Annotated in this window: 10 protein-coding genes; 5 read left to right on the plus strand and 5 right to left on the minus strand. The window is 63.5% G+C overall.

Annotated features, from left to right (window positions below; all coding sequences use genetic code 11):
* The 5 genes from cydB to VLR48_RS05005 all read right to left on the minus strand — a co-directional run.
* Window positions 1–399: cytochrome d ubiquinol oxidase subunit II (cydB, locus tag VLR48_RS04985; RefSeq protein ID WP_325290719.1), on the minus strand; the 399-nt coding region annotated here is incomplete at its 3' end.
* A gap of 10 nt (window positions 400–409) precedes the next feature.
* On the minus strand, window positions 410–2,029 hold the full coding sequence (locus VLR48_RS04990; protein ID WP_325290720.1) for a cytochrome ubiquinol oxidase subunit I: 1,620 nt from the start codon (window positions 2,027–2,029) through the stop codon (window positions 410–412).
* 228 nt (window positions 2,030–2,257) lie between these two features.
* Entirely contained in the window at window positions 2,258–2,686 is a 429-nt protein-coding gene (locus VLR48_RS04995; RefSeq protein WP_325290721.1) for a NifB/NifX family molybdenum-iron cluster-binding protein, read from the minus strand.
* Between the two features lie 159 nt (window positions 2,687–2,845).
* Window positions 2,846–3,253: a DUF6858 family protein gene (locus tag VLR48_RS05000; protein ID WP_325290722.1), complete on the minus strand. Its 408-nt coding sequence runs from the start codon at window positions 3,251–3,253 to the stop codon at window positions 2,846–2,848.
* A gap of 288 nt (window positions 3,254–3,541) precedes the next feature.
* Complete coding sequence (locus tag VLR48_RS05005) at window positions 3,542–4,252, minus strand: Crp/Fnr family transcriptional regulator (RefSeq protein ID WP_325290723.1); 711 nt, start codon at window positions 4,250–4,252, stop codon at window positions 3,542–3,544.
* Window positions 4,253–4,448: 196 nt separating this feature from the next.
* Between VLR48_RS05005 and VLR48_RS05010 the strand changes: the two genes are divergently transcribed.
* The 5 genes from VLR48_RS05010 to soeA form a co-directional block, all read left to right on the plus strand.
* Window positions 4,449–6,365: an ATP-binding cassette domain-containing protein gene (locus VLR48_RS05010; protein WP_325290724.1), complete on the plus strand. Its 1,917-nt coding sequence runs from the start codon at window positions 4,449–4,451 to the stop codon at window positions 6,363–6,365.
* 238 nt (window positions 6,366–6,603) lie between these two features.
* On the plus strand, window positions 6,604–7,476 hold the full coding sequence (locus VLR48_RS05015) for an ATPase (protein ID WP_325290725.1): 873 nt from the start codon (window positions 6,604–6,606) through the stop codon (window positions 7,474–7,476).
* A 22-nt stretch (window positions 7,477–7,498) separates the two neighbouring features.
* Window positions 7,499–8,623, plus strand: coding sequence for a homoserine O-succinyltransferase MetA (gene metA / locus VLR48_RS05020; protein WP_325290726.1), 1,125 nt, complete (start codon window positions 7,499–7,501; stop codon window positions 8,621–8,623).
* Between the two features lie 390 nt (window positions 8,624–9,013).
* Window positions 9,014–9,289 carry a hypothetical protein gene (locus tag VLR48_RS05025; RefSeq protein WP_325290727.1) on the plus strand — a complete coding sequence of 92 codons (276 nt, stop codon included), beginning with the start codon at window positions 9,014–9,016 and terminating at the stop codon, window positions 9,287–9,289.
* Between the two features lie 308 nt (window positions 9,290–9,597).
* Window positions 9,598–11,885, plus strand: a 2,288-nt coding sequence (gene soeA / locus VLR48_RS05030; protein ID WP_325290728.1) for a sulfite dehydrogenase subunit SoeA, incomplete at its 3' end; no start/stop codon positions are given.

The raw sequence follows: 11,885 nt of genomic DNA on the forward strand, positions 1-11,885 counted from the left end.
CAGCGCGGCCAGCAGGCTGCCGGCAAAGGTCGCCCAATCCCACAGGGCGCGCCATTTGGGGTTGGGGTCTTTGCTGCGGAATTCCAGCGAGACGCCGCGCAGGATGAGGGCGAACAGCAGCAGGAAGAACGCCGGGTAAAAACCGCTGAACAGGGTAGCATACCAGTGCGGGAAAGCGGCAAAGGTGGCGCCGCCGGCGGTGATCAGCCAGACTTCGTTGCCGTCCCAGTGCGGGCCGATGGTGTTGATGATGACGCGTCGTTCGTCGTCGGTCTTGCCCAGGAAGGGCAGGAGTGCGCCGACGCCCATGTCCATGCCGTCGGTGACGGCGAAGCCGATCAAGAGCACGCCGACCAGCACCCACCAGATGAACTTCAGGACTTCGTAGTCGATGATCATGATCGGTCTCCTAGTCTTGCCGTTTCTGCGGTGCGAGCGCGGGTGCCGGGCCGCCTGCGGTGGTTGAGCGGGACGCCGTGGCCGCCTCTTCGTGGTGGTAGCGGCCCGTATGCAGCGAGCTGGGTCCCTGCCGCCCGAACTTGAACATCAGATACATCTCGATGATCAGGAGCACCGTGTAGAAGAGGATGAAGGCCGAGAGGCTGATGATGAGGTCGCTCGGTGCAAGGCTCGAGGCGGCGATACTGGTGGGCAGGACCTCGCCGATGGCCCAAGGCTGACGGCCGAATTCGGCGACGAACCAGCCCGTTTCCGCCGCGATCCAGGGCACCGGGATGCTCCAGAGGAAGAGGCGCAGCAGCCAGCGTTTCTCTTGAATGACGCGCTTGGCGTTGAAATAGAAGCCGAAGATCATCAGGCCCAGCATCCAGAATCCGGCCGCGACCATGACCCGGAAGCTCCAGAAGAGCGGTGCGACCTCGGGGATCGAGTCCTTGACCGCCATGCGGATCTGTTCCTCGGTGGCTTGGCTCGGGTCGTCGATATAGCGCTTGAGCAGGAGCCCGTAGCCGAGATCGTCCTTGTGGTCCTCGAAGACCGCGCGGTTCTCCGGCGTGTCCTGATCACCGCGCAGGCGCTGCAGATACTCGTAGGCGATCATGCCGCTGCGGATGCGGATCTCGTGGTCCACCATCAGGTCCTTCAGTCCCTTCACCTCGGTGTCGAGCGAGCGCGTGGCGATCAGCCCCAGGAGCCAGGGGATCTTGATCGCGCCGTGCGTCTCCTCGTCCTCGTTGCTCGGGAAGCCGACGATCGTAAAGCCGGCCGGCGCGGGCTCGGAGTGCCACTCGGCCTCGATCGCCGCGAGCTTCACCTTCTGCACGTCGCCGACCTCGTAGCCGGACTCGTCGCCGAGCAGGATGACCGAGAGGATGCCGGCCAGACCGAAGCCGATCGCGACCGAGAAGGAGCGCTTGGCGAAGGCTAGATCCCGCCCCTTGAGCATGTACCAGGAGCTGATGCCGAGCACGAACATGGACGCGGTCACATAGCCGGCGGCCACCGTGTGCACGAACTTGACCTGTGCGACCGGATTGACGATGACCTCCATGAAATTGGTCATCTCCATGCGCATGGTCTCGTAGCTGAACTCGGCACCGACCGGGTTCTGCATCCAGCCGTTGGCGACGAGGATCCAGAGCGCCGAGAGGTTGGACGCCAGCGACATCAGGAAGGTGACGGTCAGATGCTGGCGTTTGGACAAGCGCTCCCAGCCCAGAAAGAACAGACCGATGAAGGTCGATTCCAGGAAGAAGGCCATCAGGCCCTCGATGGCGAGCGGTGCGCCGAAGACGTCGCCGACATAGTGGCTGTAATAGGCCCAGTTGGTCCCGAACTGGAACTCCATGGTCAGCCCGGTCGTCACCCCCAACGCGAAGTTGATGCCGAAGAGCTTGCCCCAGAACTTGGTCATGTCCCGGTAGATCTCGCGTCCGGTCATGACATAGACGCTCTCCATGATCACCAGGATCCAGGCGAGGCCGAGTGTGAGGGGCACGAAGAGGAAGTGGTACATCGCGGTCATGGCGAATTGCCACCGCGAGAGCTCGATCATGGTGCTGTCAAGCATGGCGATCTTCCCGAGGTTGCAGATCAGGAACGGCAAGGAGGGCTGTCGGGTGCCGGGCAGGATGTCGGCGATCGGGAGATCGCCGACGGCTCGGATCAGTTTGGCCCGCCGGTCGGAAGTGGATAGGCTAGGCCGGTCGGGCGATGTCGGAAATGACGAATCGCAACATGCTCTTCGGGGAAGCCATCGCGGGCTCCATGGGGCGATTCGGCGGCGATGCGGCCGGCGTCAATCGTGGCGGTGTGCGCCTTCACCGGCCCCATGGTCATGGCTGTGCGGAGCTGCCGCGGGCAGCGGTTGTCCGGCGAGGATGGCCGACACGGCCTGAACCGGGTCCGTCGCGCTGGTGGTGTAGACCTGGATTCCGTGGCGGGCCATCCGCTGGAGAAAGCCATTTCCGGCACCCTGCGTGACAATCCCGTTCAGCTTGAGCTCGAACAGCGGGTGATCCTCGCCGTGATACTCGTGCAGCGACAACTCCATCGGCAGATCGAGACGATCGACCTCGGTCGGATTGCCGTCGGCGTCCGCCTCGTAGACGAGGAAGCGGCGGCTCTTGCCCGCGTGTCCGGTGATGGTTCGAAAGTTCTGGCTGGTGACGGCGATACGCATGGATTTCCCCGTGTTCAGAACGGCGAAGACGCTTTGGTTGGTCATGGATTTCGGGTCTCGTAGGTGGTCGGAATGTCTTGCGGCGGGACTGAGGTGATTGCCGGGAATAAGCATCCCGCCTGCGCATGGCCGGAGGACCTGCATGGCCGTGCGTGCGAATCAATGCGCGCCGACGTGCCGGTCGCTCCGTTCCCGGAAATGACCTTAGGCCGGCGCCGCCTCCGACTGGCGCAGACGCATCGCCCAGTCCTCCATCGCCGCGTTCGCCACCGGCATCGGCAGTTCGATGAAGGTGATTACGAAGCCGGCGTCGGTCTCGGCGATACCGATCGATCGGGGTCGCATCGCCAGTGCCTGTGGGTTCGGCAGGGTGATGCCGAAACAGAAGACCAGATTCTTGGCGGCGCGGATGCCTTCGCCGATGCGTCCATCCGGGAGCGATCGGGTGTGTCGGAGGTGATCGAACTCGGCAATGAAGATGGCCGACGGATGGGCTTCGATGCATGCCCTGAAATAACCGCAGACCGCATCGACCGAGTCGAGCGGCGTTTCCTCGCGGTCGATCTCCAGCACATAGACCGGAAAGGTCTCCTGCAGCACGGTCTGTTTCATGATCTGCCCTCCCGGCCTCGGTCTGGCGGCGATGGGTCACCGCGGAATGCCGCATCATTGGGGGTGAGGGGGGATCGGGGCATTGAAATCGGTCAACCCGGCTGAAGCGCGTCCGGGGTATGTCTCGAAGCGATCCACTGGAGATGCCGTCGGATCATGCCGAGAGGGTCGGCGGCGACGCGCTTAAGGATCAAAAATCAAGCTCTTGAAACGCGTCTCTCGCGGGGTTCGTAGGTGCGCGCGATGCCGATCATCATAGAAAATGCGGCATATCGCGCCGGACGCGTTTCAACCCTCCGCGATGCGCTTGAGGTTGGGTATGTCGAGGAGAAACCGGTTGGGGTTGGTTTCGACCAGAAGGCTCTGTCGTTTGAACTCGGCGATGGTGCGGCTGGCGGTCTCGGTGGTGATGCCGAGCATGGCACCCATGTCCTCGCGGCTGAACAATTGGCAGGCGCTGCTCTCGCGATCGCGGACCAGGCGCAACAAGAGCCGGGCGATGCGCTGGCGGGCGGAGCCGGTGGAGAGCTCGGTCAGCCAGGCGTCGGCCTCGTTCAAGGCGCGTTGCCAGCGCGAGATCAGCTCGCGGTGCAGATCCGGATTGTTGCAGCCCAGGTCGCGGACCAATCGGGCGGGAAAGCGGCAGACCTCGGTCGGCTGAAGGGCGACGGCCTCGTGCTGGTAGGTTCCGCCCTCGAGCATGGCCTCCAGGCCCAGGACATCGGTGGTCCGTGCGATCCGCACGATCCGCTGACTGCCGTCCGGGAGATACTGAACCAGCTTCAGGACGCCGGTCCGCACGGTGAACATGTGATCGGCCGGATCACCCGTACGGTAAAGACTGGTGCCGGGCTTCAGCGTGAATTGGTCGATCGGGTCGTGGATCCGCTCGAAATCGGCCTCGGCCAGACCGGCAAACAGGACGGTGGTACGGAGCGAGCAGTTGAGGCAATCGGCCTCGCCCGACCAGGCATCTCGCAGCGTGACACTTTTTACCATGTGGGTCGTCGGACTCCAGTCGTTCTCGGCACGGCCGTGCCTGATGCCCCAGTGTAGCCGATCGGTTCGGGGAGATCATTTCCCGGACGGGGTTGCGTCGCGTCGTCGCCCTCTCTAACTTGTCGGGTCCGGCACCCGCCGAACGCCCTCCCGCGTGCTCGGGATCGCCCCCTTCTCATTCCACACGGTACGACCGATGACCTTGCTCAGCCTCGACTCCGTCGCCCTCTCCTATGGCCTGCCGCCGCTCTTGGAGGACGTCTCCTTCAGCATCGAGCGAGGCGAGAGGATCTGTCTGATCGGCCGCAACGGCGCCGGCAAGTCGACCTTGCTGCGGATCATCGACGGGGAGATCCAGGCCGACTCGGGTCAGATCCGCGCGGCTGCGGGGCTGAAGGTGGCGCGCCTGACCCAGGACATCCCGCGCGGGGAGGAGGGGAGCGTCTTCGAGGTCGTCTCCGCCGGCCTGGGCGATCTGGGCGTTCTCCTGAGCGATTACTTCAGGCTCTCACACGGCTTGGGGAGCGATCCGAGCGAGGAGGATCTGACCCGTCTGGCGCGGGTTCAACAGCAATTGGAGGACGGCGGCGGCTGGGCGATCGAGCAGCGCACCGAGCGCGTCATCTCGCGGCTGGGGCTCGATGCCGAGGCGCGTTTCGCAGCGCTCTCGGGCGGTCTGCAACGTCGCGTCCTGCTCGCCCGTGCCCTGGTGACCGAGCCGGATCTGCTGCTGCTCGACGAGCCGACGAACCATCTGGACATCGATGCGATCGATTGGCTCGAAGACTTCCTGATCGACTTTTCGGGCTCCCTGCTCTTCGTCACCCATGATCGGCGCTTCCTGCAACGGGTCGCGACCCGGATCCTGGAGCTCGATCGCGGGCGGATCACCGATTGGCCCGGCGACTACGCCAACTATCTGCGTCGTCGCGAGGAGCGCCTGCATGCCGAGGCGCAGGCCGCGGCGCAGTTCGACCGCAAGCTCGCCGAGGAGGAGGTCTGGATCCGCCAAGGCATCAAGGCGCGTCGTACCCGCAACGAAGGCCGCGTGCGCGCGCTCGAATCCATGCGCCGCGAACGCCTTGAGCGTCGCGAGCTCCAGGGCACGGCGCGTCTGCGTCTGAGCGAGGCGGATCGCTCCGGCAAGCTGGTGGTCGAGGCCGAGGAGATCAGCTTCGCCTGGGGCGACAACCCGGTGATCCGCGACTTCAGCACACTGATCCTGCGCGGCGACAAGATCGGCATCATCGGCCCGAACGGCGCCGGCAAGAGTACGCTGTTGAAGCTGTTGCTCGGCGATCTGGAGCCGCAGAGCGGGACGATTCGGCGCGGGACCAACCTTCAGGTCGCCTATTTCGATCAACTGCGCGCCCAATTGGACCTGGACAGGAGCGTCCAGGACAACGTCGCGGGCGGCAGCGACAAGATCGAGGTCGACGGCCAGAGCCGTCACGTCCTCTCCTACCTGAAGGACTTTCTCTTTACCCCTGAGCGTGCGCGTCAGCCGGTCAAGGCGCTCTCGGGAGGCGAGCGCAATCGCCTGCTGCTGGCCAAGCTCTTCACCCGCCCGGCCAATCTGCTGGTGCTCGACGAGCCGACCAACGATCTGGATACCGAGACCCTGGAGCTGCTCGAAGACCTCCTAGTCGAGTTTCAGGGCACCCTCCTGCTGGTCTCCCACGATCGGGCACTGCTCGACAATGTCGCCACCAGCACACTGGTCTTCGAGGGCGAAGGCCGGGTCCGCGAATATGTCGGCGGATACGAGGATTGGGTGCGTCAACGCGATCCGCGGCGTTCGGGCGAGTTCAAGACCAAAGCGTCTGACCCCGGGACGCCGGCGCCGGCCCCCGCGAGCGGGTCGACTCAACCCAAGGCCGCGCCCAAGGGCGAGAAGCTGAGCTTCAAAGAGACCCGCGAGCTTTCAGAGCTGCCGGCCCGGATCGAGGCGCTGGAAAGTGCTCAAGCCGAGCTGCATGCACGCCTCGCTGACCCGGCCTTCTATCAGGCCGCCCGCGAGGAGGTCGCTGCGGTCAAGGCGCGTCTGGAGGCGTTGGAGTCCGAGCTCGAGACCTCCTACGTTCGCTGGGAGACGCTCGAGGCGCGGCGCTGATCCGGCGGGATCGAGGTCTTGCATGCGCAGCCGAACCGACCGCCGGACGGCGCGTTTGTCGCCGTCCGCATCCTGAACTAACATCGCCGTTTGCTCCGAGCCGGCGTGCTGCCGGTTCCCGCTTGTTACGCGCGCTCGGTGCCCATCATTCGGACCGCGTCAGGCAGTGTTTTCTCGGTCTACTCAAACGGTCGTTTTCCGCCAAACATCGGTTGTCACTCAGGACGCGGTTCAATCCATGAAGTTCAAGGTCGATGAGTTCCGCAGCTGGAAGCACAAGTGCATCACGCTGCTCGGGATGTCGGGGGTGGGCAAGACCTATCTCTCCGAGATGTTGCGTCGCAACGACTGGTTCCACTACTCCGGCGACTACCGGATCGGGACGCGGTATCTCAACGAGCACATCCTCGACCTGATCAAGGCGCACGCGATGCGCGATCCCTTCCTGCGCGATCTTCTGCGCCATGATTGGGTCGCCATCCACAACAATATCAAGATCAAGGACCTGGGGCCGGTGCTGAGCTTCGTCGGCAAGCTCGGAAACCCCGAGCGCGGAGGACTTCCGCTCGGCGAGTTCAACCGTCGCCAGGCGCTGTATCGCGAGGCGGAGATCGCGGCCATGATGGATGTGCCCGATTTCGTGCGAAAGGCTCGGGAGATCTACAACTACCCGCATCTCATCAACGACGTCGGCGGGAGTCTCTGCGAGCTCGACGAGCCGCGGGTCATCGATCTGCTCGCCAAGCACAGCCTGATCCTCTACATCCGGGTCCCGGAGGCGGACGAGATCAAGCTCATCCAGCGCGCACAGGCCGATCCCAAGCCGCTCTACTATCGCCCCGACTTCCTGCGTGCCGCGCTGAAGGACTATTTGTCGGTCCATGGTCTGGATTTTGTCGCGCAAGTGGACCCGGACGACTTCACGCGCTGGGTCTTCCCGCGCCTTTTCCATTCTCGGGTACCGCGTTACGAGGCGATTGCGCGTCCCTATGGCTATACGGTCTCGTCCGAGGATGTTGCGCAGGTTCGCGATGAGCAGGATTTCCTGCAGTTGATCGAATCGGCGATCGGACAGGCCGAGACGCCGGTCTTCGATCCCGAAATGCAGTAACCCGAACGACAGGACCGACCCCATGCCGATCGTCGCCCACAATGACCTGCCTACGTTCGAGCGTCTGCGCGAAGAGGGCCACAAGATCCTCGAGCCCGATCACGCGCTTCAGCAGGATATCCGCGAGCTGCACATCGGCCTGCTGAACATGATGCCGGATGCCGCACTTGCGGCGACCGAGCGTCAGTTCTTCCGCCTGATCGGCCAGAGCAATCAGATCGCGCAGTTCTATGTCCATCCCTTCACGCTCGACGCGCTCGACCGCGGCCCCATCACCCGCGAATACGTCGAGCGCTACTATGAGCCGTTCGAGAAGATTCGTGCCGAGGGCCTGGACGCCTTGGTGATCACCGGGGCCAATGTCATGGGCCCGGACCTCGCAAGCCAGACCTTCTGGGAGCCGCTGATCGAGGTGGTCGACTGGGCCTACCACAACGTCAGCTCGACACTCTGCTCATGCCTGGCGACCCATGCAGTGTTGCAGTTTCGCTACGGTCAGCGGCGCCGTCCGCTCGGCGAGAAGCGCTGGGGCGTCTATGTGCATCGCGTGATCGATCGCAGCCATCCCTTGGTGAGCAGTGTGAATACGCGCTTCGACGTGCCGCACTCGCGTTTCAACGAGATCGGTCGCGACCAGTTCGATGCGGCCGGTCTGCACATCCTGGCCGAGAGCGAGGAGGCCGGCGTTCATCTCGCGGTCAGCCCGGACGGCTTCCGCCAGGTGTTTTTCCAGGGTCATCCCGAGTACGACATCATCTCGCTGCTCAAGGAGTACAAGCGCGAGGTCAACCGTTTCGCGTCCGGAGAGCGCGACCAATATCCCCCTGTCCCCGAAAACTATTTCGGCGTCCAGTCACGCGCCATCTTGGACGAGCACCGCGAGCGGATCCTCGATGCACTCGATCAGGGGCGCGAGCTGCCCGCCTTCCCCGAGCAGCACATCGTCGGCAGGCTCGACAACACCTGGCACGACAGCGGCGAAGGTGTGCTCGGCAACTGGATGGGACTGATCTATCAGGTCACCAACAACGACCGCAGGCTTCCGTTCATGGCGCACGTTGATCCCGACGACCCGCTTGCGCTCGGTTGGCGTCGATCCCGCGGTATGCGATGCTTTTGGATGGGATCGGCCCCGGCAGACTTGTAGGTCGCCGGAGTCGGCGCAATCTCCCGTCCCGACCGCAGATGTCGACGATGGTTTTGCGCCACCGACACGCGAACGGGGGCTCGATCGCGAGGCATTCAACGATCTCTGCGTCGCATCTCGGCAACAGCCGCCTCCCGCCGTCTTGAAAAATGCGTCGAAAGCCACGTCGGCTTTTTTCGCGCTACGTGATCGATTTAGCGAAAAAAAAGCGGTTGTCCGGTTGTCGTTTGTTGCGTTTTGATACTAAACTTGACGCATGAGATGCAGTGTGTGACGAAAAGGAAACAGCCTGTTGTCGGTATGTTCCCTCTCGTTGCCGAGCGGGCAGCTCAACCGACTTTCCCGGGCGGGACGATCGGCATCCAAGCAACAGATTCCACTGAGAAAAACATGTTCGAGCAAAACGAAAATACGATCCGCTACAAATGGGATCCAAGAACCTACACCGGGTTCAAGCTGCGTTACGACGCCGAGGGTGCAGCCAAGGGCGGTCATTGCTGCTTCCACGTCGAAGACTGGACCTTCCGCAGCATCACCAACGAGTGGCCGTGCGAAGATCTCGACGAGGCACTGGAGGTGCTGAATCACTTCTTCGCGATCGACGTCGCCCAAGAGCGCGAGCGTTTGGCCGCGTGGCTCCCGGTGACGCTGGCGGAAGCGGCCTAGTCCGCGACGTCGGGCGCTCCGGTCTCCGGCTCTCGTCAGGCTCGTCACGACACTCACCTCCGGGCGTTCGCCCGGGGTTGAGTTTGCGCGTTTGCAGTGCAGCAGGTTCTCGCCTCTCCCTCGGGTCACGCCTTCATAAAGCACGCGACTCGATCGCCCCGTTTTCCGCCTGACGGCGCTCCGTTCGCCGGGCTTCTGCTCGGCCAGGGTTCCGATTTCCCGGGTTGGCATCAAGTTTGAAACATAGACGACCGCAATATTAGAATGCGGTAATCGTCTGGCCCATTACCTCGCTTAAAGGTGCTCACATGCAGGATCCCATTGCTCACTCCGACAGCACGGTCGGGCGAGTCGAGGTCAAGGAGACCACCTGCTACATGTGTGCGTGCCGTTGCGGCATCCGCGTCCACATGCGCGACGGCGAAGTCCGTTACATCGACGGCAATCCCAATCACCCCCTGAACAAGGGTGTGATCTGCGCCAAGGGCAGCTCAGGGATCATGAAGCAGTACTCGCCCGGACGCATCACCACGCCGCTACGCCGTAAGGCGGGGGCTGAGCGAGGTACCTCCGAGTTCGAGACGATCTCTTGGGACGAAGCCTTCGCCATGCTCGAGGAGCGCCTCGGGCGCCTGCGCGCCGAAGATCCCAAGAAGTTTGCGCTCTTCACCGGTCGCGATCAGATGCAGGCCCTCACGGGTCTCTTCGCCAAACAGTTCGGCACCCCGAACTATGCCGCGCATGGCGGCTTCTGCTCGGTCAACATGGCTGCTGGGCTGATCTATACGATCGGCGGCTCCTTCTGGGAGTTCGGCGGGCCGGATCTCGACCGCGCCAAGCTCTTCGTGATGATCGGCACCGCCGAGGATCACCATTCCAACCCGCTGAAGATCGCCATCTCCGAGTTCAAACGTCGCGGCGGCCGCTTTATCTCGATCAACCCGATCCGCACCGGCTACTCGGCCATCGCCGACGAGTGGGTGCCGATCAAGCCCGGCACCGACGGCGCGCTGCTGATGGCCATCTCGCACGAGATCCTCAAGCAGGGTCTGTTCGATCGCGATTTCCTGGTTCGCTATACCAATTCCGCGGAGCTGGTCATCGATGACCCGACGCGCGACGATCACGGTCTCTTCTATCGCGCCGAGATGCACGTAGAGGAAGGCTGCTTCGATCCGGAAAACAAGCTCTGGTGGGACCGCAACCTCGACGGCCCCATCAGCACCCATACACCGGGTGCGGATCCGCGCCTGATGGGCAGCTACAAGCTCGACATGGACGAGGGGATTCCGGTCAAGCCGGCGTTCCAATTGCTCAAGGAGCGGCTCGAGTCCTGCACGCCCGAGTGGGCCGCCGAGATCACCGGCATCCCGGCCGACACCATCCGTCGCCTTGCGCACGAGATGGGCGTCACCGCGCGCGATCAGAAGATCGAGCTGCCGATCCCCTGGACCGATTGCTGGGACGTCGAGCACCCCTCCGTCACCGGCAACCCGGTCGCCTTCCATGCGATGCGCGGGATGGCAGCCCATTCCAACGGCTTCCAGACCATCCGCGCGCTCGGCGTGCTCATGACCCTGCTCGGCACCATCGATCGGCCCGGCGGTTTCCGCCATAAGGCGCCCTTCCCGCGCCCGATCCCGCCCTGTGCCAAGCCGCCGCACGGACCCGAGGCCGTGCAGCCGAACACGCCGCTCGACGGCATGCCGCTCGGTTGGCCCGCCAAGCCCGAGGATCTCTTCGTCGACGCCGACGGCGGACCCGTGCGCATCGACAAGGCCTTCTCCTGGGAGTATCCGCTCTCGGTTCACGGGCTGATGCACAACGTCATCACGAACGCCTGGCGCGGCGACCCCTATCCGATCGACACCCTGTTCCTCTTCATGGCCAACATGGCGTGGAACTCGTCCATGAACACCAGCGAGACGCGCAAGATGCTGGTGGACAAGGATGTCGAGGGGAAATACAAGATCCCCTTCATCGTCGTCTGCGATACCTTCTCCTCCGAGACCGTCGCCTTCGCCGATCTGGTGCTGCCCGATACCAGCTATCTGGAGCGTCACGACGCGCTCTCGATGCTCGACCGACCGATCTCCGAGTTCGACGGTCCGGTCGATGCGGTGCGCATCCCGGTGCTGCCGCCGAAAGGCGAGTGCAAGCCCTTCCAGGACGTGCTGATCGAGCTGGGATCGCGTCTGAAGCTGCCGGCCTTCGTCACCGCCGAGGGCGAGCGCAAGTTTCGCGACTATCCCGATTTCATCGTCAACTACGAGACCTCGCCCGGCTCGGGTATCGGCTTCCTGGCCGGCTGGCGCGGCAAGGACGGTGATCAGGTGCTCAAGGGCGAGCCCAATCCCAAGCAATGGGAGATGTACGCCAAGAACGGCTGCGTCTTCCATCATGAGCTGCCGCCCAGCTACCAGTACATGCGCAACTGGAATAAGGGCTATCTGCACTGGGCGCGCGCCCACGGCATGATCCGCTATGCCGAGCCCATAACCATCCATCTCTACTCGGAGGTCCTGCAGAAGTTCCGGATGGCCGCGCAGGGCAAGTGGCCCGGTCGCCAGCCGCCGGATCGGTTGCGCGAGCGTGT

Origin of the sequence: Thiocapsa sp. (assembly GCF_035467215.1) — a bacterium.
Classification (GTDB): domain Bacteria; phylum Pseudomonadota; class Gammaproteobacteria; order Chromatiales; family Chromatiaceae; genus Thiocapsa.